This is a genomic window from Streptomyces sp. NPDC058674, from assembly GCF_042716505.1.
GTDB lineage: Bacteria > Actinomycetota > Actinomycetes > Streptomycetales > Streptomycetaceae > Streptomyces.
Map to the genome: position 1 here is coordinate 1 of NZ_JBHXSC010000089.1, position 24,702 is coordinate 24,702.

The 24,702-nt window shown below is 73.1% G+C and carries 20 protein-coding genes; 11 read left to right on the forward strand and 9 right to left on the reverse strand.

The features are described 5' to 3' along the window. Positions 1-9 precede the first annotated feature (9 nt). The 4 genes from ACFWU6_RS30595 to ACFWU6_RS30610 all read right to left on the reverse strand — a co-directional run bounded on the left by ACFWU6_RS30595 (position 10) and on the right by ACFWU6_RS30610 (position 3,836). Entirely contained in the window at positions 10-1,263 is a 1,254-nt protein-coding gene (locus tag ACFWU6_RS30595) for a cation:proton antiporter (RefSeq protein ID WP_383984330.1), read from the reverse strand. A 99-nt stretch (positions 1,264-1,362) separates the two neighbouring features. Further along, positions 1,363-1,839: a large conductance mechanosensitive channel protein MscL gene (gene mscL / locus ACFWU6_RS30600; RefSeq protein ID WP_383804541.1), complete on the reverse strand. Its 477-nt coding sequence runs from the start codon at positions 1,837-1,839 to the stop codon at positions 1,363-1,365. Between the two features lie 117 nt (positions 1,840-1,956). Next, entirely contained in the window at positions 1,957-2,946 is a 990-nt protein-coding gene (locus ACFWU6_RS30605; RefSeq protein WP_383984333.1) for an anti-sigma factor RsbA family regulatory protein, read from the reverse strand. Beyond that, positions 2,943-3,836, reverse strand: a complete 894-nt coding sequence (locus ACFWU6_RS30610) for an MEDS domain-containing protein (RefSeq protein ID WP_383984336.1) — start codon at positions 3,834-3,836, stop codon at positions 2,943-2,945. Before ACFWU6_RS30610 ends, ACFWU6_RS30605 begins: the two co-directional genes overlap by 4 nt. 287 nt (positions 3,837-4,123) lie before the next feature. Between ACFWU6_RS30610 and ACFWU6_RS30615 the strand changes: the two genes are divergently transcribed. Next, on the forward strand, positions 4,124-8,668 hold the full coding sequence (locus ACFWU6_RS30615; RefSeq protein WP_383984339.1) for a HAMP domain-containing protein: 4,545 nt from the start codon (positions 4,124-4,126) through the stop codon (positions 8,666-8,668). Between the two features lie 42 nt (positions 8,669-8,710). Continuing rightward, positions 8,711-11,194 carry a SpoIIE family protein phosphatase gene (locus ACFWU6_RS30620; RefSeq protein WP_383984342.1) on the forward strand — a complete coding sequence of 828 codons (2,484 nt, stop codon included), beginning with the start codon at positions 8,711-8,713 and terminating at the stop codon, positions 11,192-11,194. 45 nt (positions 11,195-11,239) lie between these two features. Here ACFWU6_RS30620 and ACFWU6_RS30625 read toward each other — a convergent pair whose 3' ends face one another. Both ACFWU6_RS30625 and ACFWU6_RS30630 read right to left on the reverse strand, forming a co-directional pair. Next, a complete protein-coding gene (locus tag ACFWU6_RS30625) occupies positions 11,240-11,644 on the reverse strand; it encodes an ATP-binding protein (RefSeq protein ID WP_383804550.1) in 405 nt (134 codons plus the stop codon). A 152-nt stretch (positions 11,645-11,796) separates the two neighbouring features. Further along, positions 11,797-12,186, reverse strand: a complete 390-nt coding sequence (locus tag ACFWU6_RS30630; RefSeq protein WP_383984345.1) for an STAS domain-containing protein — start codon at positions 12,184-12,186, stop codon at positions 11,797-11,799. Positions 12,187-12,498: 312 nt separating this feature from the next. Here ACFWU6_RS30630 and ACFWU6_RS30635 point away from each other — a divergent pair, with 312 nt between their 5' ends. Beyond that, complete coding sequence (locus ACFWU6_RS30635; protein ID WP_383984348.1) at positions 12,499-13,779, forward strand: peptide ligase PGM1-related protein; 1,281 nt, start codon at positions 12,499-12,501, stop codon at positions 13,777-13,779. Between the two features lie 260 nt (positions 13,780-14,039). Continuing rightward, complete coding sequence (locus ACFWU6_RS30640) at positions 14,040-15,242, forward strand: heparin lyase I family protein (protein ID WP_383984351.1); 1,203 nt, start codon at positions 14,040-14,042, stop codon at positions 15,240-15,242. Between the two features lie 70 nt (positions 15,243-15,312). On the opposite strand, the gene ACFWU6_RS30645 is transcribed toward ACFWU6_RS30640, so the two are convergent. Beyond that, positions 15,313-15,981, reverse strand: a complete 669-nt coding sequence (locus ACFWU6_RS30645; protein ID WP_383804558.1) for an HSP18 transcriptional regulator — start codon at positions 15,979-15,981, stop codon at positions 15,313-15,315. Positions 15,982-16,109: 128 nt separating this feature from the next. Between ACFWU6_RS30645 and ACFWU6_RS30650 the strand changes: the two genes are divergently transcribed. The 3 genes from ACFWU6_RS30650 to ACFWU6_RS30660 all read left to right on the forward strand — a co-directional run bounded on the left by ACFWU6_RS30650 (position 16,110) and on the right by ACFWU6_RS30660 (position 17,552). Further along, positions 16,110-16,544, forward strand: a complete 435-nt coding sequence (locus tag ACFWU6_RS30650; protein ID WP_383804560.1) for an Hsp20/alpha crystallin family protein — start codon at positions 16,110-16,112, stop codon at positions 16,542-16,544. Positions 16,545-16,639: 95 nt separating this feature from the next. After that, positions 16,640-17,035, forward strand: coding sequence for a DUF2267 domain-containing protein (locus tag ACFWU6_RS30655; RefSeq protein WP_383804562.1), 396 nt, complete (start codon positions 16,640-16,642; stop codon positions 17,033-17,035). Positions 17,036-17,105: 70 nt separating this feature from the next. Then, positions 17,106-17,552 (forward strand): DUF2267 domain-containing protein, encoded by a 447-nt coding sequence (locus tag ACFWU6_RS30660; protein WP_383804564.1) that lies wholly within the window; start codon positions 17,106-17,108, stop codon positions 17,550-17,552. Between the two features lie 79 nt (positions 17,553-17,631). Here the strand turns inward: ACFWU6_RS30660 and ACFWU6_RS30665 are convergent, their stop codons facing one another. Continuing rightward, positions 17,632-18,081: an SRPBCC family protein gene (locus ACFWU6_RS30665; protein WP_383984354.1), complete on the reverse strand. Its 450-nt coding sequence runs from the start codon at positions 18,079-18,081 to the stop codon at positions 17,632-17,634. Between the two features lie 310 nt (positions 18,082-18,391). Here ACFWU6_RS30665 and ACFWU6_RS30670 point away from each other — a divergent pair, with 310 nt between their 5' ends. The 4 genes from ACFWU6_RS30670 to ACFWU6_RS30685 are packed head-to-tail and all read left to right on the forward strand — an operon-like array spanning position 18,392 to position 23,095. Next, entirely contained in the window at positions 18,392-19,612 is a 1,221-nt protein-coding gene (locus tag ACFWU6_RS30670; RefSeq protein ID WP_383984357.1) for a polyprenyl synthetase family protein, read from the forward strand. Continuing rightward, a complete protein-coding gene (locus tag ACFWU6_RS30675; protein WP_383804570.1) occupies positions 19,609-21,141 on the forward strand; it encodes a phytoene desaturase in 1,533 nt (510 codons plus the stop codon). Before ACFWU6_RS30670 ends, ACFWU6_RS30675 begins: the two co-directional genes overlap by 4 nt. Further along, positions 21,138-22,103: a phytoene/squalene synthase family protein gene (locus ACFWU6_RS30680; RefSeq protein WP_383984360.1), complete on the forward strand. Its 966-nt coding sequence runs from the start codon at positions 21,138-21,140 to the stop codon at positions 22,101-22,103. Before ACFWU6_RS30675 ends, ACFWU6_RS30680 begins: the two co-directional genes overlap by 4 nt. Then, positions 22,100-23,095: a DUF5914 domain-containing protein gene (locus ACFWU6_RS30685; protein WP_383984363.1), complete on the forward strand. Its 996-nt coding sequence runs from the start codon at positions 22,100-22,102 to the stop codon at positions 23,093-23,095. Before ACFWU6_RS30680 ends, ACFWU6_RS30685 begins: the two co-directional genes overlap by 4 nt. Before the next feature lie 65 nt (positions 23,096-23,160). Here the strand turns inward: ACFWU6_RS30685 and ACFWU6_RS30690 are convergent. Next, positions 23,161-24,702: FAD-dependent oxidoreductase (locus ACFWU6_RS30690; RefSeq protein ID WP_383984366.1), on the reverse strand; the 1,542-nt coding region annotated here is incomplete at its 5' end.

Genomic DNA, 24,702 nt, shown 5'->3' on the forward strand with positions numbered 1-24,702 from the left:
CGGACCCCCTCACCCGGTCCGGTCCGACCCGTCGAGCCGAGCGGTGACGGGGGTGGCCGCGATGCCGTGCACGAAGACCGAGAGCAGCACGGTGAAGGTCACCACGGCCCACAGTTCGCGCGCGGGCGCCGCGAAATCCGCCTCGCCCAGGGCGTACGCGAGGTAGAAGAAGGAGCCGATGCCCCGGATGCCGAACACCGCGATGGCGGCCCGCTCCTTCCCGACGGCCTTGCCCCTCAGCTGGACGACCCAGCCCACGGCCGGGCGGATCAGCAGGAAGAGCACCACCCCGAGCAGGGCCCCGCGCCAGGTCAGCGCGGCGAGGCCGCCGTCGGCGATGAAACCGCCGACGAGGAAGAGGATGACGGCGGTGAGCAGCCTCTCGATCTGGTCGGTGAAGGCGTGCATGACCCGGTGGTAGCGGTGGCCGCGCTCGGCGCCGCGGATCGTGCAGGCCGCGATGAAGACGGCGAGGAATCCGTAGCCGTGGAGCAGTTCGGTCAGCCCGTACGCCGTGAAGGTCGCCGCGAGCGCGACGAAGCCCTCCCGGTGCTCGGAGAGCCGCAGCGCCTTCCACGATGCCTGGAAGAACATCCAGCCCAGGAGCCGCCCCACGGCGATGCCCACCAGCACACCCACCGCGCTGCGCACCAGGACGTCACTCCACACCCAGTGCCACAACCCCTCCGTGGACCAGCCCGTCGCCGAGGCCGTGGTCAGCGCGATGGCCGCCAGGACGAACGGGAAGGCGAGCCCGTCGTTGAGCCCGGCCTCGCTGGTCAGCGCGAAGCGGACCTCGTCCTCGTCGTCGTCCTCGTCGGTCGGCTCGCCCACGCGTACCTCGGCGGCCAGCACGGGGTCCGTGGGCGCGAGCGCGGCCGCCACCAGCAGGGCCACCGCCGGCGGCCACCCCAGCAGCCATCCCGCGGCAGCCGCCGTCACCGCGATGGTCAGGGGCATGGCCAGACCCAGCAGGCGCCATGTCGTCCCCCAGGCCCGCAGGCCCGGCGCCCGGTTGATGGCCAGACCCGCGCCCATCAACGCGATCACGACGCACACCTCGGTGAGGTGCTCCACCAGGCCCCGGTGCCGGACGGGGTCGAGGTCCGGGAGGACGTCGAAGGGCAGCAGGAACACCAGGAACCCCGCCGCCAGGAACACCATGGGCAAGGAGAGGGGACGTTTCGCCAGAGCCGTCGGCAGCACCGCCGCACACAGGGCTCCCAGCCCCACGCACGCGTACACCACATCGATCCCCGTCATACCGAGCAAGCCGACCACCGTTCCCGTGCGAAGTTCTCAGCCTCCGCCTACCCGATCTTGCCGGGGACAGCCGCCGAAGGCCCGCCCCGCGCTCCCGGCTCAGGAACGCTCACGCGGCGGGGCGACCGCCTCGTGCGGGTACTGCGGCGCCTCCCGTCCGGGCGTCAGCTCCTCGGTGCAGTGCGCGCAGCGCCGCGCGAGGAGCGGGACGGGGCTCAGGCACGCCGGGCAGTCCTTCTTGTCGGCCTGGACGTCCTGGTGGGGTGCGAAGCGCTCGTGCAGCTTGTTGACCGGCAGCACGACCAGGAAGTAGAGGGCGGCCGCGACCAGCGCGAAGCTGATGACCGCGTCGACGAAGGCGCCGTACGGGAAGTCCGTCCCCGCGACCTTGAAGGTCCGCGTGGTGAAGTTGCCCCGCACACCGGCGGCCAGGCCCACCAGCGGGGTGAGGAACGCCTTCACGAACCCGTTGACCACGGCGGTGAACGCGGCTCCGATGACGATGCCGACCGCCAGATCGACCACGTTCCCGCGGAGTATGAACCCGCGGAAGCCCTTCAGGCCCTTCACCAACATCTCTGCTCCTCCACACGGCAGCCCCCTCGTGGGGCGGGACGCGACTGGTGCCCGAGGCACCGTCTTCCCACCCAGCAGCCGTCCACCCGTGCGTCCCGGAAGGCCGTGCCGCCGGTTTCAGGACACGTTCACGTGCAGGCGTACGGAAGTACCGCCGTGCCGGGCGTCGATCTCCACCAGCTCACAGAGCTGGCGCACCACCCACAGGCCGTGCCCCCGTCCATGCGCCGGGTCCGGCGGAAGGTAGCCCTCGTACCAGTCGGCACCCGTCCGCCCGGGGCCGGTGACGTCGCACACGATGCGGTGGCCGGTGCGTTCCAGAACCACCTCGCCGCTGCCGCCGCCGTGCTGGACCACATTGGTGGCCACCTCGTTGACGGCGAGCACCAGCCGCTGCGCACCGGAAGGTGACATTCCCAGCGATACAGCCGTTTCCGAGACGAACGAGCGGGCTTCCCCCAGGTCGGCTCCGAAGCGCATCGAGGGGACTGCGCGGCCCGGTACCGGCTCCGCCGCCGGCACCTCCTCCCGTGCGCCGCCCGACCACGCGCCGTCGGGCGAGGTGGGCGGGAGGTAGTGGCCGCTGGCGCGCGCGCCCGGACCGGCGACGAGCTGGGGGTGGGTCCGCCGGGCGTCGGCGACCACGGCCTCGGGGAGGCGCCGCGTGTCGTACGGGCAGACGATCCATGCCGGACAGGAGGCGAAGGCGATGTTGATCGCCGACTCGTACCGGGTCCACTCGCGGGTCTCCAGCTCGTCGCGGCCGTGCCACACCGGCTCGCCGATCACCCGCACCTGCCGCTGCGGCCGGCCGGCGGTGTGCCGGCCGACGTAGCGGTAGTAGGCGCTCAGGGTGCGCCCGGGGGACTGGTACCAGTCGTCGGCAGTGACGAACGCCACGTGGGGGGCCGCGTCCCCCAGCGCCTGGCGCAGCAGGTCGATGTTGCCCCCGGTGGTCACCGCCAGGACCGCGTCGTCCCGGTGGAGGCCGTCCAGGCAGAACGGCACGGTCGCGTCCAGGAACTCCCGGTCGCTGCCGTAGACCAGGCCCTGGTGCGTCAGGCGCGGGCCGTCATGCGCCGCCGGAGCCGTGCGGAGGTCCGTCATGCCGTGGCTCCCCGGGCGCTGACGACGAGGGAAGGTGTCTCGTCCCAGCCGACCATGCTGATCACCTGGCACATCAGCGGCGCCAGGTCCACCACGTGCAGCCGCCGCCCGGCCGGCATCCGACCGGCCGCGTGGGCCAGCGCCCGCACCCCGGCCAGGTCGATGAACTCCAGCTCGCTCATGTCCACCCACACGTCGCCGGGCCATTGCAGTGCGGTCTCCAGCGCGCCGGCCAGCGCCTCCGTGGCGCGGTAGTCCACCGTGCCCACGACGCGCAGGGCCCGGCGGCCGGCCCGGAAGGACGGCAGCAGCCGCAGCCCCGCACTGCCGTACAGCTCGGCCGGCTCCACGGCGCCGGGGTGGCACCGGTCGAAGGCGTCCAGGGCGTCGGGACCGAAGCGCCGGGCGTCGTACTGGCAGATCGCCGAGGCCGCCTGCCCGGCGAACACCTCGGTCACCCGGGTCTCGTACCGTTCCAGCTGCTCCGTCCCGGGCACACCGCGCAGCGCCCAGCCCATCTCGCCGCTGACCCTGAAACCGCGGTAACCGGCGGCCAGGGAGTCCTCCACCTCCCGCCGCAGGGTGGCGACCATGGCCTCCGCGTCGAAGGACCCGCCCGCGAGGTAGCCCTCCTCCGCCGTGGTGACCACGAGCCCGCCGCTCGCGAGGGCCCGCCGCGGATCCCACCCCGCCGAGGCGAGCCAGTCCAGCACCCGCCCCGGGGCGTCCTGATCGGCCAGGTACAGCACCCGCTCCCCACGCTCCAAACCGGCCGACACGTAGGCGGTGACCACACGGCGCTGCTCCGCGTCGTCGGCGTACGCCAGACACACGTGATCACCGTGGCCCACGTCATGGACCCGGAGTTCCCTGTCCGTCTGCGTGATCACCTGCGATCCACAGCCTTTCCCCGTCCCTGTCCCCGTCCCGGCCTCGTGCGGGCCCACGGCGAGAGGCCCGTGCGCTTACTCTAGCTTCCGGTTTTTCAGCACGCCCTCGGCCTTCAGGCCAGGCACGACACGGGCTTTCGCCGGTCCGGGACCAGCTGCTCGGCGGCCGGGGCGTTCGGTGGTGTGTGATGGTCTTAGCCTGGCGGGGAGACGCGACGCCTCGGGCAGGTCCTGGGCACAGGGGAAATGGGGCAGTGATGGGCAAGCCGGCGGCTACCGCAGCAGAAGTGAAGGATTCGGGAGCGGTGGGGGAGCCGGAGCTCCGCCAGCTCCTGGCGGGGCTGACGGCGGTGCGTGACGGTGACTTCGGCACGCGCCTGCCGGACGAGGCCGACGGGCTGCTGGGGGAGATCGCCACGGTCTTCAACGGCATGGTCGACCAGCTCTCCCTCTTCACCTCGGAAGTGACGCGCGTCGCCCGCGAGGTCGGCACGGAGGGGACGCTGGGCGGCCAGGCGGAGGTGCCGGGCGTGTCCGGCACGTGGGCCGACCTGACGGACTCCGTCAACGCGATGGCCGGCAACCTGACCACGCAGGTGCGTGACATCGCCCAGGTCGCCACCGCGGTCGCCCGCGGCGACCTGTCGCAGAAGATCGACGTGGCGGCGCGGGGCGAGATCCTGGAGCTGAAGGACACCGTCAACACGATGGTCGACCAGCTGTCCTCCTTCGCGGACGAGGTCACCCGTGTCGCCCGGGAGGTCGGCAGCGAGGGCCGGCTCGGCGGGCAGGCGGAAGTGCCCGGAGTCGCCGGCGTGTGGCGCGACCTGACCGACTCGGTGAACTTCATGGCCGGCAACCTCACCGACCAGGTCCGCAACATCGCCCAGGTCACGACGGCCGTGGCCAAGGGCGACCTGTCCCAGAAGATCGCCGTCGACGCCCGCGGCGAGATCCTGGAGCTGAAGAACACCATCAACACGATGGTCGACCAGCTGTCGGCCTTCGCGGACGAGGTCACCCGCATGGCCCGGGAGGTCGGCACCGACGGCCGGCTCGGCGGACAGGCGGACGTCAAGGGCGTCTCCGGCACCTGGCGCGACCTGACCGACTCGGTGAACTTCATGGCCGGCAACCTCACCGCGCAGGTCCGCTCCATCGCGGAGGTCGCGACCGCGGTGGCGCAGGGCGACCTCTCGCAGAAGATCCGGGTCGACGCCCGCGGCGAGATCCTGGAGCTGAAGACGACCATCAACACGATGGTCGACCAGCTGTCGGCCTTCGCGGACGAGGTCACCCGTGTCGCCCGGGAGGTCGGCACCGACGGCCGGCTCGGCGGACAGGCGGACGTCAAGGGCGTCTCCGGCACCTGGCGCGACCTGACCGACTCGGTGAACTTCATGGCCGACAACCTCACCGCGCAGGTCCGCTCCATCGCGGAGGTCACCACCGCGGTGGCGCAGGGCGACCTCTCGCAGAAGATCCGGGTCGACGCCCGCGGCGAGATCCTGGAGCTCAAGGAGACCATCAACACGATGGTCGACCAGCTGTCCGCCTTCGCTGACGAAGTGACCCGTGTGGCACGAGAGGTGGGAACCGAGGGCAATCTGGGCGGCCAGGCCACCGTCCGGGGCGTGTCGGGTACGTGGAAGGACCTGACCGACAACGTCAACGTGATGGCGTCGAACCTGACCGGCCAGGTGCGCTCCATCGCCCAGGTGGCGACGGCCGTGGCCCGCGGAGACCTGTCACAGAAGATCGTGGTGGAGGCCAAGGGCGAGGTCGCGGCGCTGGCCGGGGTCATCAACACGATGGTCGACACCCTGTCCGCCTTCGCGGACGAGGTCACCCGCGTCGCCCGCGAGGTCGGCACCGAGGGCCGCCTCGGCGGCCAGGCCCGCGTACCGAACGTCGCCGGGACGTGGAAGGACCTGACCGACAACGTCAACTCGATGGCGAACAACCTGACCGGCCAGGTCCGCAACATCGCGCTGGTCACCACGGCCGTGGCCAACGGGGACCTGTCGAAGAAGATCGACGTGGACGCGCGCGGCGAGATCCTGGAGCTGAAGACCACCATCAACACGATGGTCGACCAGCTGTCCTCGTTCGCGGCGGAGGTGACCCGCGTGGCCCGCGAGGTCGGCAGCGAGGGCCGCCTCGGCGGCCAGGCCGAGGTCGAGGGCGTCTCGGGCACCTGGAAGAGGCTGACGGAGAACGTCAACGAGCTCGCCGGGAACCTGACCCGCCAGGTGCGCGCCATCGCCGAGGTGGCCAGCGCCGTGGCCGAGGGCGACCTGACCCGGTCGATCACGGTCGACGCCTCCGGCGAGGTCGCCGAGCTCAAGGACAACATCAACTCGATGGTCGGCTCGCTCCGCGAGACGACACTCGCCAACCAGGAGCAGGACTGGCTGAAGTCGAACCTGGCGCAGATCTCCGGCCTCATGCAGGGCCACCGGGACCTGGCCGTGGTCGCGGAACTCGTCATGGACGAGCTGGCGCCCCTGGTCGACGCCAGCTACGGCGCGTTCTACCTCGCCGAGGAGACCGACGGGGCGACGTGGCTCACCCTGATCGGCTCCTTCGGACGGCCCGCCGACCGCCCCGCGGCGCAGCGGGTACGACACGGCGAGACCCTGGTCGGCCAGGCGGCCCGCAGCCGCCGCATCCTCACCACCACCAACGTGCCCCCCGGCTACCTGATCTCCTCCGGCCTGGGCGAGGCCGTCCCCGCCAACCTCATCGTGCTGCCCATCCTCGTCGAGGACCAGGTCCTCGGCGTCATCGAACTCGCCACGTTCAGCTCCTTCACCCCCGTCCACCGCGACTTTCTCGGGCGCCTGATGGAGACGGTCGGAGTCAACGTCAGCACCATCGTCGCCAACGCGCGGACGGACGAACTGCTCGGCGAGTCCCAGCGCCTGACGGGTGAACTGCAGGCCCGATCCGAGCAGTTGCAGGTCCAGCAGGACGAGCTCCAGAGGTCCAACGCGGAACTGGAGGAGAAGGCCGCCCTGCTCGCCACCCAGAACCGCGACATCGAGACGAAGAACCTGGAGATCGAGCAGGCCCGCCAGGAGCTCGAGGACCGCGCCCAGCAGCTGTCCCTGGCCTCGAAGTACAAGTCGGAGTTCCTGGCCAACATGAGCCACGAGCTGCGCACGCCGCTCAACAGCCTGCTCATCCTGGCCCAGCTGCTCTCCCAGAACCCGAGCCGCAACCTGACGCCCAAGCAGGTCGAGTACGCGGGCATCATCCACTCCGCCGGATCCGACCTCCTCCAGCTCATCAACGACATCCTCGACCTGTCGAAGGTCGAGGCGGGCAAGATGGACGTCAATCTGGAACGGGTGTCGCTCAAGCGGCTGCTCAACTACGTGGAAGCGTCCTTCCGGCCGCTGACCAGCCAAAAGGGCCTCGAGTTCGACATCATCAGCTCGGCCGGCGTACCGGTCGACCTGCTGACCGACGACGCACGGCTCCAGCAGATCCTGCGCAACCTCCTCTCCAACGCGGTGAAGTTCACCGAGAGCGGCCGGGTCCAGCTGCGGATCGAACCCGCGAACGGCGCGGACCTCCCCGCGGAGCTGGCCCGCGCCGGATCGGTGGTGGCCTTCAAGGTGGTCGACACCGGCATCGGCATCGCCGAGGAGCAGCTGGAGGTGATCTTCGCCGCGTTCCAGCAGGCCGACGGAACGACCAGCCGCAAGTACGGCGGCACCGGTCTCGGCCTGTCCATCACCAGAGAGATCGCCCGACTCCTCGGCGGTGTGGTCACCGCGAGCAGCATCCCCGGCGAGGGGTCCACGTTCACCCTCTACCTGCCGGCCTCCCGACCCGACTTCATCGAGCGGGACGCCGAGGCGCCCGCGCTGGAGGGCGCCGCCCGCGAACCCCTCCACCAAGAGGACGAGAGCGTCGCCGACCCGGAGGAGGACCGCCACCCCCGCCGCCTGCTGGTGATCGAGGAGCGCAGCAACGGCCTGCTCAGCCTCGTCGCCGAGAGCGCCGCCGCCGACCTGGTCGCCGGGCGGGGCGCCGGCGGACCCGCCGACGAGGTCGAGGTCGTCGCCGCAGTGACCGCCGCGGACGCGGCCGCCGTGCTCGCCCAGGCGCCGTTCCACTGCGTGGTCCTCGAACTGGGATCCAGCGGCGAGGCCCTGAACTTCCTGCGCGCCCTGGCGGGGGACTCCGCCCTGGCCTCGCTCCCGGTGCTCGCCCACGACAACCGGCGCATGACCGGGGAACAGCAGGAAGAGGTCGCCCGCCACGCGACCGGCCACCGCCTCGAAGTGCTCTCCAGCCTGGACGAGCTCCGCGAACGGATCACCCTGCACCTGTCGGTCGACGGGCTCGGGGACGTCCTGCCCCTCGTGCGGCCCGAGAGCGAGGCGGCCCCGTCGGGCCACGCCTACATCGACGCCAGCCTCGCGGACAAGTCCGTCCTGGTCGTCGACGACGACCCCCGCAACCTGTACGCGATCAGCGGCATCCTCGAACTGCACGGCATCCGGGTCCTGCACGCCGAGAACGGGCGCAAGGGCATCGAGACCCTGCTGAGCACCCCCGGCATCGACCTCATCCTGATGGACGTCATGATGCCCGAACTGGACGGGTACGCCGCGACCGCGGAGATCAGGAAGATGCCCCAGTACGCCGACCTGCCCATCATCTCGGTGACCGCGAAGGCCATGCCCGGGGACCGTGAGAAGAGCATCGCCTCGGGATCGAGCGACTACGTCACCAAGCCCGTCGACGCGAACGACCTGATCGCACGGCTCCGCAAGTGGCTCCCGGCGCCGGAGAAGCCCGGTTCCTCCCGTGCCTGACCTCCTCGCCCCCGCCGACCCCACGGAAGAAGCCGACGTCCGGTGAACCACGCCCACGACGAGCCCGGAGCGATCCGGCCGCCCTCCGGCCCCCGCGACCACGGCGGCGCTCAGGAGGTCCCCGCCGCCCGCCGGGCGGCGGAGGGGGATCGCGCCCTGCCGGGCGCCGCCCCCGCCTCGCGTCCCGAAGAGTCGGGCGACGTGGGACGGCTGGCCGCCACCGTGGAGCGGCTGCGGCAGGAGGCGTCGGAGGCCCAGTGGGCCGCCGACGGCCGCGCGCTGATCGAAATGGCCAAGGGGATTCTGGTGGGGCGGCTGGGATGCGGGCCCGCCGAGGCCTCCCGGCAGCTCACCATGCTCGCCGAGCAGTCCGGTACCACCGTCCTGGGCCTGGCCGTCGACGTCATCAACCAGTCCGCCCGCGACCGCGTCAGCGAGATCGCCGAGCACTTCCTGGAGTCCACCGGCGGCGGGCCCGACGCCCCGCGGGCGCCCGCACCCGCGGTTCGGCTGCGGGCGGCGGAGAGCGGCATGCTCGCCGCGACCGACTCCCAGGCCGTCGCCGGCGCCCTGCTGGAGAACGCGCTGCGACCGCTGGGCGCCCACGGCGTCGCGATCTGGGTGGTCGGCTCCGACTCCTCGCTCGCCCTGGTCGGCCAGGCCGGATTCACCGAGGAGGAAGCCGACCGCTGGCGCTACGTCCCCCCGGAGGTCGCCACCTGCGCGCGCCTGGCCCTGCACCACCGCGAGCTCACCGCGGTGGCCTCCCTCTCCGACGCGGGAATCCCCACGATCGGGCGGCGCCGGCATCCCGACGGCGGGCGCATCGTCGTCCCGGCGGGTACCGGAGGCCGTATCCACGGCGTGCTCGAGGTGAGCTGGCCGGACCCGCTGCCGCCCCAGCGGCAGCAGATCCTGCGGCAGCTGGAAGCCATGGCCGAGCTGTGCGCCCACACCCTCGAGGAGCGGTCCCCCGAGGAGCAGCCCTGCACCACCGGCGCCCCGCACCTGGCGGGCATCGCCGAGCTGGCGGACCTCGCCGACCAGCTCCACGACCCCGTACTGGTCCTCACCCCGCACCTCGACGCGGGCGGGCAGCTCGCGGACTTCCGCATCCACCACAGCAACGACCGGTTCGTCGACCCCGCGGGGCGGCCCCGGTCGCTCGTCACCGGCGTGCACTTTCTCGAGGCCTATCCCGCCGCCGCGGAGGGCAACGGGCTGTTCTCCAAGCTGGAGCGCGTCTACGCCACCGGAGAGCCGTGCCGGGCCCCGCACACGGCCCTGACGGCCTTCGTCGACGAGGTCGCGCTCACCTCCGTCGCCGACGTCAGCATCAGCCGGCACGGCACCGCCCTCCTCCTCATCTGGAAGATCGAGGACGAAACCGCACGGCTCGCCAGCCTCCTGCAGCACGCGCAGCGACTCGGCCGGGTCGGCGGCTTCGAACAGAACGTCCGCACCGGTGCCATCACCTGGAACGGCCAGCTCTTCACCCTGTTCGGCCTGCCCGCGGACGCCTCCCCCGTCCCCATCGAAGACCTGGCGAGCCACGCCCACCCCCACGACGTCAACTCGATCGGGCGTTTCCTGCGGACCCTCCTGCACCGGCTGCGGGAGTCCTCGGTCGACTTCCGCCTGAGACGTCCCGACGGCATCACCCGACACATCCGCGTGGTGGCGGAACCGGTCCTGGACGAGCAGGGACGCCTGTACGCCGTACGCGGCGCGTGCCAGGACATCTCGGCGCAGCACTGGACCGAGGTGGCCCTCGCGGCCACGCGCGACCAGCTCGCCAGCAGCGAGGCCGAATCCGCCGACCGGACCAAGCTGGCCCTGCAGCTCCAGCAGGCCATCATGCCGCCGGCCCCGGCCCCGCTGGAGGTACCCGGCATCCGCATCGCCGTCCGGTACCGGCCGGCCGAGTCCGAGTCACTGGTCGGCGGCGACTGGTACGACTCCGTGGTCCTCCCCGACAAGAAGATCCTCATCAGCGTCGGGGACGTCGCCGGACACGGCATCCAGGCGGCCACCGGCATGGTCGTCCTGCGCAACGCCCTGCGCGGCCTGGCCGTCACCGGCGCCGGCCCCGCGCAGCTGCTCTCCTGGCTGAACACCGTGACCCATCACCTCACGAGCTACCTCACTGCCACCGCCGTGTGCGGGATCTATGATCCCGCGACCCGTACGCTCCGCTGGGCGCGCGCCGGCCACCTGCCGCCTGTGCTGATCCGGGGAGCACAAGCCCGGGCCTTCTCCCTCGCCCCGGGGATGCTTCTCGGCGCGCTGCCCGATTTGACGTACGTCGAAGAGGAGGTGCAACTCGAACGCGAGGACGTCCTGCTCATGTACACCGACGGCCTCGTCGAGCGCCGGGACGCCTCGGTCACGGACTCCCTGACGCAACTGCTCGCCGTCGCCTCGAGGCCCGCGGACTCGCTGGACAAGCGCCTCGACAACCTGCTGACCTACAGCGCCTCGGACACCGACGACGACACCTGTCTCATCGGTATCCAGGTGCACTGACCGTGCGCTGACCACCCGCCTGACACCCTCAGGACCGCCCGGGTGTCAGGCGTCGCCGGGACCGTCGGTCATCGGGATGGCTGCCGTGATCCGCTTCCCGGCGGACTCCTGACTGACCTGGAAGCGGTGCGCGGCCGCCATGACGATCTCCAGGCCGTGCTGGCCGACCCTGAGCGGGTCGGCCGCCAGGATGGACGGAGGCGTGGGGCTGCTGTCCCACACGCTGACCTCCACGGAGGTGTCCCGGACCGCCAGCGTCAGCGAGTAGGGGCCCGGCGCGTACTTGCGGGCGTTCGTCACCAGCTCGCTGACCACCAGCTCGACCGTGTCCACCGCGCGGCCCGACACCGGCAGCCCGTGCGAGGTGCGCAGATCCGCCAGGAAGGCGCGGGCCAGGTCCCGGGCGTCGGCGATCTTCTCGGTGCCTGCGAACACGGTGGAAACGGACATGGGGCGGTGTGTCGACATGTACCGGTCGTTGCCCTCCGCTGGATGGATCATCGGCCCGTCCTGCCCGCCGAGCGGCCACGCCCATGCGGAGGCCTGCCGGGACACTCTACGGAGTGCGGCGCGACGACGGGTGTTCGGGGCGGCACGCCGGGTCAGGCGGGGGAGGTGTCGGCGCAGGCAGCCGTGACATCGGGTGCGAACGTGAAGATCTCGGCGACGCCGGTGAGGTTGAAGAGCCGTTGCAGCTGCGGGGGAACGGGCCCCGCGAAGACCAGCCGGGCCAGGCGGTGGTGAGCCTGGATGAAGAGGTTGAGCAGGGTGGAGTCCGCGAAGGTCACCCCGGAGACGTCGAGGACCGTGTGCGGGACCCGGTCGGCGTTGGCCCGGTTCAGGGCCTCGCGCAGGGGGACGACGGTATCCACGTCGTACTCGCCGTTCAGGTGGAGGACGAGCGTGCCGTCGGGTCGCATCGCGGAGCGGGTCAGGGTGTCCGGACCGGGGCTCTCGTCGCCGGTCGCGCGGGGGGTCGGTCGGGCGGGCATGAACGCGGGTCCTGTCGTCAGGGCGGGGCTCCGCTCATCGCGCGGAGCCGGTGGGACACGCCGTTGGCGCGTGGGTCCTGTGACCAGCATGGCACCGGTCGTGCCGGGGAACCAGCGAGGTCTTCGGGTGCCCCCGGTGGCGCCGCCGTGTGTTCCGTCCGACCCTGGGCATGCGCTGGGCGCCAGGGCCTCGTCTTGGGCCGCGGACGTCCGAGGACGGCCGTGGCCTGCGGCGGACGGCCGCGGCCCGCGGTGGACGGCCGGGATCGGCCGGGACCGGCGACGACGAGATCGGCGACGAGAGGAGCAGCCGTGCGTGAAGAGGGCCCGTTCGTTGTCTTCGCGAACTTCCTTTCCGACCTGGCGGTGGACCTCAACGAGGGACAGGTGCTGACGCAGTGGTCGCAGCAGGCGCCGAGGAAGGCGTGGCTGCTGCGACCCGGTGACGTGCTGGTCACCCCCGTGCCCCTGAGCCGGGAGTTCCTGCGGTACGCGTACGACCTGACGGGCGTGCCACCCGGGTCGGTGACGGTCGTGGAAGTGCCTCCGGCCGGCGCCGTCCCGCTGGCACGGGCGGTGCGCGAGGCCGGACTCTCCGCACACCTGCGGACCCTCGCCGCCGACCGCGGCGCGGCCCTCCTGCCGACGGCGCTCGACGCGTCGGCCATCGCGTTCGCCCGGGACATCGGCTTGCGCGTGCACCCCTATCCCACGGTGGAGGCCGCCGAGGCCGCGGTGAAGACGACCATGCTGCTCAACACCAAGGCCGGGTTCCGCGAGGCCGCCAGACACCTGGGCCTGCGGCTGCCCGTGGGACGGGCCTGCCGGCGCTCCGAGACGGAAGGCGTGGTCCGCGAGCTCCTGCGCGACCACGAGCACGTCGTGGTCAAACCCGACCGCTCCGCGGGAGGCCACGGAATGCGCTTCCTGTCCCGCGACGACCTCAGGGGCGGAGCGCCCCTGGTGCTCGACGCGGTCGGGGGCCCGGACGGCGTGTGGGTGGTGGAGGAGTGCCTGGACGTGGCCGAGTCGGTCAGCATCCAGCTGGAGGTGACCGCCTCCGGGCCGCGCGTCCTGTTCAGCGGCGCGATGCGGACGGACCGCGGCTCCTTCACGGGGTACGTCTCCCCGCTCCCCCCGTCCTGTGCACACCTCTCCGACGAACTGGAGGAATGGGGGATGGCCCTGGGCCGCCACCTGGCCGCCCACGGCTACGCCGGCCCGTTCGGACTCGACGCGCTGGTGGACGCGGACGGTACGGCCTACGCCAGCGAGAGCAACATCCGCCGTACGGCCACCACCACCCCGCACACCATGGTGATGCGGCTGACGGCGGCGTCGGGCAACGCCCGTCCGGCCTGGTCGGTGGCGAAGGGCCGGGCAGGGCAGCCCCTCGCCTTCGAAGCGGCCCTCGACCGGCTGCGCGAGCACCGGCTCGCCTTCGACCCGGCCCGGGGCGAGGGCGTCGTCCTCTACGCGGACGAACCGGCCGACGGCCGCTCCTGGCGGTACGCCGTCGTCGCCGGGGACGCCGGGGACGTGGCGGAGCAGGAGGCCGCGCTGGCCGAGGCCTTCGCGTTCGAGGACCGCTGACCCCGCCGTCGCCGCCGGACCCCGCCCCCGCAGCGCGGGAACGCCGCTCACCCGGGCGGGCCGTCCGCGCCGGGCCGGTCGGGCGCCTGGCCTGGCGGATGGTGCCGGAGGCTCCGCCGGTGGCGCGTTCGGCGCTTTCCGAGTACCACCGCGCGCCGGGGCGCCGACCCTTGCACGGCCCCACCGCAGCGGGAAGAGTCCCTGCCCGGCACCACAGAGCGTCGGACCGATCCGCGAAGCGTCCCCGGAGGAGCTCGATCATGAACCGACCGCGTACCAGAGCCTGGTTATCCGTCCTCGTCTCGGCCGTGGCCGCCGCGGGGGTGGCCCTGGCGCCCGTGCAGACGGCGCAGGCCGACCCCGCCGGTGTACAGCGCACCCTCGACTGGGAGCAGTCCGCGGACCGCACCCTCCCCGCGGCGGCGCCCCCGAACCTCAACAAGCACTGGGCGACGGCGTACGGCGCGACCAACGTCACGGCCCCCGTGCGGGACGGCTCCCACGCCGCCCGGTTCGAGCTCCGCAAGTCCGACCCGGTCGTCTCCAGCAGCAAACGCGCCGAGGTGTCCCAGCGGGACGAGCAACCCGCCGGCGCCGAACGCTGGTACGGCTTCAGCATCAACCTGGCGTCGACCTGGGTGGCCGACACCTCGGCCGAGATCGTCAGCCAGTGGCACCAGTGCGACTCCGGCTGCCCCGGCGGCTCCCCTCCTCTGGCCCTGCTCACCGACGAGGGCCGCTGGAAGATCGACTTCCGCGGCGAGATGATCGACCTGGGCCCCTACGCCACCGGTGTCTGGGTCGACTGGGTCTTCCGCGTGACCTGGCGTACCGACAGCACCGGCCTGCTCCAGGTGTGGAGGAACGGCGAGCGGGTCGTCCACCGCACAGGAGCGACGCACGGAGGGGGGCCCCGCTCGCCCTACTTCAAGTTCGGGATCTACAAATGGGACTGGAACACCGGCGCCCCCTCCGGCACCACGCAGCGCGTGATGTACTACGACGCCGTGCGTCTGGGTGACGAACGGGCCGCCCACCGGGACGTCTCCCCGCAGCGGGCCTGCACGCGGCCGGTCACGGCGGCGGCCGCCTCCGCCTCCACGTACGAGCCCGCCAATCCGCCGGCCCACGCGATCGACGGCGACCCCGCGACACGCTGGTCCGGCCAGGGCTTCGGGGCGGCGCTCGTCATTGACACCGGCGCGGTCCGCCAGCTGTGCGGCGCGACCACCGCCTGGCACCGCGGCGACCTCAGGTGGAACGACTACACGATCCACGTCTCGCAGGACGGCGTCTCCTACACCAAGGCCTGGGAAGGCCGCAGCTCCGGGACGACCACGTCCCCCGAGACCGTGCTCTTCGGCCAAGGGTCCCTGGACGCGCGCTACCTGAAGATCTCGTTCTGGGCGAACCCGGAGAACGACTGGGCGAGCATCACGGAGGCCCGGGCCCTGGGCTTGTAGGACAGTGCGCGGCCGGGCCTGTAGGACCGGTGCGCGGCCGACGGGAGCGCACCGGACCCGGGCCTCGGGATCACGTGCTCCGCTGGTCGTGGCTGTCCCGGCGGAGCCGGTCGGTGTGGCGGGTCATGGAGTCGATGCGGTCGGCGAGTGCGGCGTCCTGGGGGCGCAGGTGGGGCCGGGTGTCGGCCAGGGGGCGTACGAGGTGGGCCGCGTCGTTGTCGGCGAGGGCCCGGTTCAGGTCGCCCACCGCACTCCGGGCGCCGTCGGGGAGGCCGGTGAGGGCGGTGATCTGGCCCGCGAGGCGACGCAGGTCGGCCGCGTTGTCACGGGCCCAGGCGGTGACGGTGCGGTCGGCGGCGCGCGTGTTGCGGGTGGCCTGGACCCGCTGCTCGCCGGTGGACCCGGCGGTGCCCGGGCGCAGGCGGAGGTAGCGGCGTTCGGCGGCCTGGCGGCTGGCGACGCCCAGCGGTCCGGCGAGGTCGGCCCAGCTCGCGCCCCGGCCCCGGGCGGTCTCGATCAGGCCGCTCTCCCAGCCGGCCAGCTGCTCCCGGACCTCGCGCAGCAGCTGCAGCGCGGCCAGAGCCGGAGCCGGGTGGGGGCCCGGCGCGTCGCCCGGCCCGGGCGGCGGCGCGTCCGCGGGGGAGCGGTGCGCGCTCCGCACGGCGTTGTCGATGGCTTCCAGGGCCGCCGCCACGGCGGTGAAAGGGGCCGGGGCAGCCGGCTCGGGGGCTTCGTTCATGGCACTCTCCGCTGCTCGTCATCCTCAGGATGACACCCTGCTTGTCATCGTTTCGATGACATGCTACAACGGATGCACGTGGAAGCGCAGTGGCAGTTTCTGCCCGAACCGACCGGAGGTGTTTCACGATGTTGATGCGTACTGACCCGTTCCGTGAGATGGACCGGCTCGTCCAGCAGCTGTCGGGTACGACCGGGACCTGGTCCAAGCCGTCCGTCATGCCGATGGACGCCTACCGCGAGGGCGACGAGTACGTGATCGCCTTCGACCTGCCCGGTGTGAGCACCGAGGCGATCGAGATCGACGTGGAGCGGAACATGCTGCGGGTCAAGGCCGAACGGCGGCCCGCCCGGCAGGCCGACACCGTGCAGATGGAGCTCTCCGAGCGGCCCCTCGGTGTCTTCTCCCGCCAGATCGTCCTGGCCGACACCCTCGACACCGAGCGGATCCAGGCCGATTACGACGCGGGCGTCCTGACCCTGCGCATCCCGATCGCCGAGCGCGCCAAGCCCCGCAAGATCAGCATCGGCCGCACGGACGGACAGAAGCAGATCTCCGGCTGAACGGCCCCCGCATACCAGCGGCGCGGGACGGGGAACCGGTCCCCCTCCGGCACCCGTCCTCCGCCGCCCCGCTCCCCTTCCTCGGAGGTGACGTGATGTCGATGCGACGAGAGGCGTTCCTCGCCCACGTCCAAGAGCACGGCCAGTACACGACCGTCGAGGAGGCCGAGCGGGTGGCCCGCGTCGTCCTGGCCCTGCTGGGCGCCCATCTCGTCGGCACGGTGCGGGCCCAGCTCGCGGCCCGGCTCCCGGAGACTTACGCCCTGATCCTCCTCAACCCGCTCCAGGCAGCGGAACCGCTCTCACCCGAGCGTTTCGTCCGCGCCACCGCGGCCTGGATCGAGGGCGCCACCGAACAGACCGCCCTGTGGGACATCGGCGCCGTCCTGTCCACCGTGGCCGCCGCGGCGGGGGAGCCGCTCACCCGAGAGGTCCTGCTCCAGCTCCCGCCCGGCTACGACCTCCTCTTCGGCCACCCCCGGCCCGCCTGACCGGCCCACCCGACCGGCGCGCCGCCCGGCCAGAGATCGAACCCTCGAAGAGAAAGGAAACCGCAGCACCATGTACGACCAGCCTCGACCGGACCGGCCCGCCCCCGCCACCACGTTCGCCCAGATGCTGGAGCGCGTCCGCTACGAGGGCGCCTACCCCACCCGCGAGCGCGCGGAGGAAGCCGTCCGGACCGTCCTCGCCGCACTCGGCCGTCAGCTCACCGTCGACGAACGCGTCGACCTCGCCCAGCGGCTGCCCCTCGAAGCGGCCCTCGCCCTGACCTCCTGCGCCCCGGACGCCGAACAGCTCACCGGCTGGGGCTTCGTGAAGGCCCTGGCCGCACGCACCGGCGTCAGCCCCGCCATCGCCCGCTGGGACACCGGAGCCGTCCTCGCCTCTGTGAGCGCACTCGCCGGCCCCGACCTCCTCGCCCGCATCCTCCAGCACCTCCCCGACGGCTACGCCCTCCTCTTCGGGCAGGCACAACTGCGCCAGCCCCAGCCCGCCGCCGCCTGACGACACCGGCCGCGAGCACAGATGCGGCGGGGCCGGGACCACTCCTGTGGTCCCGGCCCCGCCGCATGTCCGTCGGGCCTCACACCTCGCCGCGCCAGGAGCCGGTCTCGGTGCCCCGGGCCTCGATGTACTCCTTGAAGCGCTTGAGGTCGCCGGTGACCTGCCGCTTGACGAAGCCGAGCTTGTCACCCATGTTCTCGGTGAACCCCTCGGGGTCGTAGTCGAGCTGCAGCATGACCTTGGTCTTGCTGTCGGCCAGGTGGTGGAAGGTGACGACACCGGCCTGCTTCGCCTCGCCGCCGACGGTCGTCCAGGCGACGCGCTCGTCGGGGATCTGCTCGGTGATCTCGGCGTCGAACTCCCGCGCCACACCGGCGACCTTGGTCTCCCAGTGCGTCAGGGTGTCGTTGACCTGAGTGATCCTCTCGACGCCGTCCATGAAGTGGGGAAACGTCTCGAACTGCGTCCACTGGTTGTAGGCGATGCGGACGGGGACGTCGACCTCGATGGACTCTTCGACCTGCGACATGAAGAACATCCTCCTTCTTCCACGGACGTGCCGACATCCGTCGGCACGGGGGCACGCTCATGGATGCCCCTCTGCGCGCTCATGCCCACAGGACGCCAAACCATGGCCCCCGAACCGGGAGTGATCCGACCTGCGGGCAGAGCCCGCGGCAGATGCACCCATCGGGTGGACGGCGGGCCCGCGCTGTCTGAACGGCTCAGCCCACGGGGGACAGATGGCTCGTACGGCCCGCGACCGCAAGAGAGCGCATCCGTCCGCCCGCTGAACGCGGAACAGGTGGCAAGCACCACTTCACGACACGGAGGACCCAATGCACGCGAAGTCGGTTGCTCGACACCTCACCACCGCCCCCCGGCAACACACCGCACACATCGCGCCGCCCCCCACCGCAGCGGCCGTCGACGCCGACGTGACCGGTGCCGTCACGGGACAACTGGCCGCCTTCTGCGCCGAGTCCGTGGCGTACAGCCGGTCGCTCGACCCGGTCTTCGCCACCGACGTCGCGGAGCGGCTGTCCGCCTTCACCCTCGGCGGCGGCTCGCGGATCCGCCCCCGGCTCCTGTGGTGGGCCCTGCGGGCCTGCGGCGGTGCGGACGCCCACGTGTCCGGAGCCCTGCGCATCGCCGCCGCACTCGAGCTGATCCAGAGCTGCGCCCTGGTCCACGACGACGTCATGGACCAGTCGGTCGTGCGCCGCGGCAGACCCTCCTTCCACGCGCAGATCGCCCTGGAGTTCCCGGCGACCGGGCCCGGGCCCGCGCACGGCCCCGGCCCGTCGCCGTTCGCCCAATCGGTCGCGGTCCTGGCCGGAGACCTCGCGCTCTCGTGGGCGGACGACCTGGTCGCCGGCGTCGACCTCGACCCGCGGGTGCGCACGGAGATCCTGCGGATCTGGCGGGCCATGCGGACGGAGATGGTGGCCGGGCAGTACCTCGACCTGCACGGTCAGGCCACCTCCTCCCGGTCGGCGGCCCAGGCCATCCGTACCGTCTGCCTGAAGACGGCCCGCTACACGGTGGAGCAACCCCTGGCCCTGGGCGCGGCGCTGACCGGAGCCGACGACTCCACCACCCGGGCCCTGGCCGCGGCCGGCCGGTGCGCCGGCATCGCCTTCCAGCTCCGCGACGACCTCCTGGGCGTGTTCGGCGACCCCGGGGCGACCGGAAAGCCCTCGGGAGACGACATCCGCTCCGGCAAGGCGACCTACCTGCTCGCCCTGGCCCACGCGCGGGCCCGCGCCACCGGCGCCACCGACGTGGTCGACCTCCTCCAGGACTGCCGGGGGAGCGGGCCCCTCTCCGGACCGGCCCTGGCCTCGGTCCGCGAAGCCCTGCGGTCCACAGGCGCGCCCGCTCAGGTCGAACGGCGCATCGAACGCCTGGCGCGCGCATCCGAACGCCACCTCGCCGCGGCGCGCCTGCACGGCCGCGCCGCACAGCACCTGACCGAACTGCTGCGCCACGTCGCCTCGCCGCCGGGGCAGGACGCCCGCACCCCGGAGCCGGCCGCCCGGTACGGGGCGGCCCGATGAGGACGATCACCGGACGGACCGACCACGTGGTGGTCGTCGGCGCCGGCCTCGCCGGCCTCTCCGCCGCCCTCCACCTCCTCGGCGCCGGCAGGACCGTCACCGTCGTCGAACGCGACGCCCTCCCGGGCGGCCGCGCCGGCCTGATCGAGCGCGACGGCTACCGCTTCGACACCGGCCCCACCGTCCTGACCATGCCGCACCTGCTCGAAGAGGCCTTCGCCGCGGTCGGCCAGAAGATGTCCGACCGGCTGGCCCTGCGTCCCCTCCACCCCGCCTACCACGCCCGGTTCGCGGACGGCAGCAGCCTCGACGTCCACACCGACGCCCAGGCCATGGAGGCGGAGGTCGCACGCTTCGCCGGCGGCCGCGAGGCAGCCGGCTACCGCCGACTGCGCCGGTGGCTGCACGACCTCTACCAGGCGCAGATGGGCCGCTTCATCGACGCCAACTTCGACTCGCCCCTCTCGCTCCTCCACCCGGACCTGGCCCGGCTCGCCGCACTGGGCGGATTCGGCCGTCTCCAGCCGGCGATCGGCCGGTTCATCACGGACGAGCGCCTGCAACGCGTCTTCTCCTTCCAGGCCCTCTACGCCGGCGTCCCACCGGCCCGCGCGCTCGCCGCCTACGCCGTCATCGCCTACATGGACACGATCGCCGGGGTGTACTTCCCCGAGGGCGGCATGCACGCCGTCCCCACCGCCCTGTCCGCGGCCGCCGCCGACGCGGGCGCCACCCTCCACTACGGACAGACCGTCACACGGCTCGAGCGCACCGGCGACCGCATCACCGCCGTCGTCACCGACCGGCAGCGCATCCCCTGCGACGCGGTCGTCCTGACCCCCGACCTGCCCGTCTCCTACCGGCTGCTCGGCGCCCGGCCGCGCCGCCCGCTCCCCCTGCGCCACTCACCGTCGGCCGTGGTCCTGCACGCCGGGACCGACCGCACCTGGCCCGAGCTGGCCCACCACACGATCTCCTTCGGCGCCGCGTGGAAGCAGACCTTCCACGAGATCACCCGCACCGGCCGCCTGATGAGCGACCCCTCCCTCCTCGTCACCCGGCCCACCGCCACCGACCCGGGCCTCGCCCCGCCCGGCAAGCACACCCACTACGTGCTCGCGCCCTGCCCCAACACCACGGTCGGCCCTTCGGCGGCCTCCTGGAAGGACCTCGGACCCCGCTACCGGGACAGCCTGCTGCGGGAGCTGGAGCACCGCGGCCTCACCGGCTTCGCCGACGCCGTCGACACGGAGGTCCTCGTCACCCCCGCCGACTGGGCCGCCCAAGGCCACGCCGCCGGCAGCCCCTTCTCCGTCTCCCACACCTTCCCCCAGACCGGCCCCTTCCGCCCCCGCAACCTCGTACGCGGCGCCGCCAACGCCGTACTCGCCGGCTGCGGCACCACCCCGGGCGTCGGCGTACCCACCGTCCTGATCTCCGGACGCCTCGCCGCCGCCCGCATCACCGGCCCACCCCGCCCCCGCCCCGCAGCACCCCTTCCTGCAGCGACGAAAGGCAGCCCCGCATGACGCGACGCGAACTGGACGCCGCTGCCATCACCGACCCCGCCCTGCGCGGGGCCTTCGACCGCTGCCGGCGCCTCAACGCCCGGCACGGAAAGACGTACTTCCTCGCCACGCGGCTGCTGCCGGCCTCCCGTCGCCCCGCCGTGCACGCCCTCTACGCCTTCGCCCGGCTCGCCGACGACATCGTCGACGACCTCACCACCCCCGACGGCCGAGCCGACCGCGCCCAACGGCTCCAGATCCTGTCGGCCGACCTCCGCACGGCGATCAACGGCGGCCCCGGCCGCCACCCCGTCGTCACGGCCGTCGCCCACACCGCACACCGCTACCGCATTCCCCACAGCCACTTCGACGACTTCCTCGCCTCCATGCGCAGCGACCTCACCGTCACCGACTACGGCACGCTCGACGCGCTGCGCGGCTACATGCACGGCTCCGCCGCCGTCATCGGCCTCCAGATGCTCCCCGTACTCGGCCACACCACCCCGCGCGAGGAGGCCGCCCCGCACGCCGCCGCCCTCGGCGAGGCGTTCCAGCTCACCAACTTCATCCGGGACGTGGGCGAGGACCTCGACCGCGACCGCGTCTACCTGCCCGCCGACCTCCTCGCCGCCGAGGGCGTGGACCGCGCGCTGCTGACCTGGAGCAGACGCACCGGCCGCAGTGACCCGCGCATCACCTGCGCCCTGCGCTCCGCCGCCGCCCTGGCCCGGCGCTTCTACGCGAGGGCCCGGCCGGGCCTGGACATGCTCGACCCCCGCTCCCGGCCCTGCGTCCGCACCGCCTTCGTCCTCTACGGCGAGATCCTGGACGCCGTCGCCCGCGACGGGTACGCCAGCGTCCACCGCCGCTCCGCGGTCCCCCTCACCCGCCGCGCGGCGGTGGCCGCGACCGGACTGGCCGCCATCGCGGCCGGCCGCCTCACGACCCCCGCCGCCCCCGCCGTCAAGGAGCCGTCCCGATGAGCCCGCGCGCCCCCCGCCGCCGCATCCCGGTCAGGCTGCGCCGCGACCCGGTCTCCTGGCACCGGCAGGAACCGACCTGGAGGGACGCCTCGCCCCGGCTCATCGACGCCGCCCTCAAACGGGCCCGCGCGCGGCCCGCCGGCAACTGGTACGTCCTGGGCCCCAGCAGTGCCGTCCGCACGGACGCGGCCTACGGGACCACGGTCGGGGGCGCCGAGATCGTGGCATGGCGCGGCGCCGACGGAGCCCTCGTCGCCGGCCCGGGCGCCTGTCCGCACCTGGGAGCCGCGCTGGCCCAGGCCCCGGTCCGCTGCGGGACCCTGGTCTGCCCCTGGCACGGACTCGCCCTCAACGGCGCCCCCTTCGCGGGCTGGGCCCCCCACCCCGCCCACGACGACGGCGTCCTCGCCTGGGTACGGCTCGACGACCAGGGCGGCGAGGCACCCCTCGACGCCCCCGCCGTGCCGCCCCGCCCGCCCGCCGCCGACTCCCTCAGCGCCGTCTACACCGGCACCGGCACCTGTGAGCCCGAGGACGTCGTCGCCAACCGCCTCGACCCCTGGCACGGCGCGTGGTTCCACCCGTACTCCTTCGTCGACCTCACCGTCCTCGACGACGGCGCCGAGAGCGACGTCCTGAGGGTGCGCGTCTCCTTCAAGCTGGCCCGGCGGGCCGTCGTGCCCGTGACCGCCGAGTTCACCGCCCCCGGCCCCCGCACGGTCGTCATGCACATCACCGAGGGCGAAGGCGAGGGCTCCGTCGTCGAAACGCACGCCACCCCGCTGGGGCCCGGCCGCGACGGCCGTCCCCGCACCCGGGTCATCGAAGCCGTCATCGCCACCTCCCACCGCCCCGGCTTCGCCCTCGCCCGCACTGCCGCCCCGCTGCTGCGGCCCCTCGTGCGCCGCGCCGCGGGCCGCCTGTGGCGCGACGACCTCGCCTACGCCGAACGCCGCTGGGAACTGCGCAGCACCGGCCGGTTCCCCGGCTGACCCACAGTCCCGGGCCGCCGCGACGCCGGACCGCCGCGCCGCCGGACCGCCGCGCCGCCGGACCGTCACCGCCGCCGGTCCGCCCGCCGCCCGAGGCCCGCCAGTGCCCGGCCCGCGGCGGACCGGCCGCGATCCGGCACCGTCCACAGCGTCTCGCCCCGTACGCCCCACCGCTCCAGCAGGGCGTTGGCCGCCAGGAACCCGCTGGTCGCCGCCCGTTCCATCAGCGCCACCGGCAGACCCGTGCGCACCAGGTCTCCGGCCACCACCACCCGGGCGTCACCCGTGCGCACACCGGGCCGTTCCGCGTAGCCCCCGACCGTGAACAGAGGACAGTCCTCGCGCCACTCGTGGCGGACGTCGACGACGTCGGCGCGCCCCGTCTCCGGATACACCTCACGCAGCCGGCGCACCAGACCCTCCTCCACCTCCCGCCGCCGCTCCGCCGGATCGACCGCGTACGCGTGCAGCTCCACCACCGAACCACCGGTGCGCAACGCCCACCGGTGCGCCTCGCCCTCCCAGCGGTCCAGGACGCTGACGTTGTCCAGGCCGCCGAAGCCGCTGGTCCCGAGGAAGCCGTGCCGCTCGCCCGCCACCGGCCGCGACAGCCAGAGCCGCGACACCAGGAACGGCGGCGCCGTCCGCAGCCGGGCGACCGCAGCCCGCCACCGCAGGCCCACGAGCTGCGGGGACGCGCCGGCCACCGACCGCAGCCCGCCGGTGTCCAGGGCCAGCACCACCCCGTCGAACTCCTCGGCCGCCTCTCCCGCGACCACCTCCACCCGCTCCTCGCCGACGGGGCGCACCGCGTGCACCGCCGTGTCCGTGCGGACCTCCACGCCTAGCCCGCCCAGATACCGGGCCAGCGGGTCCCACAGGGCCTGCGGGAACGGCTCGCGGGGCACGTCGAACAGCAGCCCCTCACTGGATCCGAGGAAGTAGATGTGGAACATCAGCACCAGCTCGGCCGCCGAGAGGGTCGCCGGATCGGCGAAGAAGCTGCGCGAGAACACCTCGAACGCCAGGTGGTGCGCCGCCTCGGGGAACCGGATCCCCGCCAGGAACTCCGTCGCGCTCACCCCGTCGAGCGCCTCGTACACCTCCGGGACACCCACGTCGAGCAGGGGCAGTGCGGCCCGCGCGTTCATCCGCCCCAGATCCCGCCAGCCGAAGGACGGGCTCTGCGCGACGAAGCCGAGCGCACTGAGCGGCGGCGTGCGGGGCACCCGGGCGAAGCTGTCCTGCCCGCCGTCGCGGTGGCGCAGCGGATAGTCCGCCAGCCCCGTCAGACCGTGGAGCCCCGGATCGGTGCGCCGCAGCAGCGCCCGCAGGTTGTAGTACTGCCGGAAGAACGCGTGGAAGCCACGGCTCATCGTCGCCTCCGAGCCGTCCGCCAGCCGCGTCCCCCATCCCGCCAGCCGGCCACCGAGCTGCCCGTCCCGCTCGTAGAGGGTGACGCGCACGCCGCGCTCGGCGAGGACCGTGGCCGCGGACAGGCCCGCGATGCCGCCGCCCACCACGGCCACCCGCGGCCCGTCCCCCTCGAACCGCGGTCGCCCGGCGCGGGCGTCGAGGCGCCGGGCCCGCCGGTCGCGGCCCGGGCG

What these genes read in the sequence shown, in the direction of transcription:
- ACFWU6_RS30625 (WP_383804550.1), bottom strand. Translation starts at nt 11,644, where the DNA reads ATGTCCGTTTCCACCGTGTTCGCAGGCACCGAGAAGATCGCCGACGCC.
- ACFWU6_RS30675 (WP_383804570.1), top strand. Translation starts at nt 19,609, where the DNA reads ATGAGGACGATCACCGGACGGACCGACCACGTGGTGGTCGTCGGCGCC.
- ACFWU6_RS30595 (WP_383984330.1), bottom strand. Translation starts at nt 1,263, where the DNA reads ATGACGGGGATCGATGTGGTGTACGCGTGCGTGGGGCTGGGAGCCCTG.
- ACFWU6_RS30650 (WP_383804560.1), top strand. Translation starts at nt 16,110, where the DNA reads ATGTTGATGCGTACTGACCCGTTCCGTGAGATGGACCGGCTCGTCCAG.
- ACFWU6_RS30685 (WP_383984363.1), top strand. Translation starts at nt 22,100, where the DNA reads ATGAGCCCGCGCGCCCCCCGCCGCCGCATCCCGGTCAGGCTGCGCCGC.
- ACFWU6_RS30645 (WP_383804558.1), bottom strand. Translation starts at nt 15,981, where the DNA reads ATGAACGAAGCCCCCGAGCCGGCTGCCCCGGCCCCTTTCACCGCCGTG.
- mscL (WP_383804541.1), bottom strand. Translation starts at nt 1,839, where the DNA reads ATGTTGGTGAAGGGCCTGAAGGGCTTCCGCGGGTTCATACTCCGCGGG.
- ACFWU6_RS30630 (WP_383984345.1), bottom strand. Translation starts at nt 12,186, where the DNA reads ATGCCCGCCCGACCGACCCCCCGCGCGACCGGCGACGAGAGCCCCGGT.
- ACFWU6_RS30605 (WP_383984333.1), bottom strand. Translation starts at nt 2,946, where the DNA reads ATGACGGACCTCCGCACGGCTCCGGCGGCGCATGACGGCCCGCGCCTG.
- ACFWU6_RS30680 (WP_383984360.1), top strand. Translation starts at nt 21,138, where the DNA reads ATGACGCGACGCGAACTGGACGCCGCTGCCATCACCGACCCCGCCCTG.
- ACFWU6_RS30665 (WP_383984354.1), bottom strand. Translation starts at nt 18,081, where the DNA reads ATGTCGCAGGTCGAAGAGTCCATCGAGGTCGACGTCCCCGTCCGCATC.
- ACFWU6_RS30640 (WP_383984351.1), top strand. Translation starts at nt 14,040, where the DNA reads ATGAACCGACCGCGTACCAGAGCCTGGTTATCCGTCCTCGTCTCGGCC.
- ACFWU6_RS30655 (WP_383804562.1), top strand. Translation starts at nt 16,640, where the DNA reads ATGTCGATGCGACGAGAGGCGTTCCTCGCCCACGTCCAAGAGCACGGC.
- ACFWU6_RS30670 (WP_383984357.1), top strand. Translation starts at nt 18,392, where the DNA reads ATGCACGCGAAGTCGGTTGCTCGACACCTCACCACCGCCCCCCGGCAA.
- ACFWU6_RS30660 (WP_383804564.1), top strand. Translation starts at nt 17,106, where the DNA reads ATGTACGACCAGCCTCGACCGGACCGGCCCGCCCCCGCCACCACGTTC.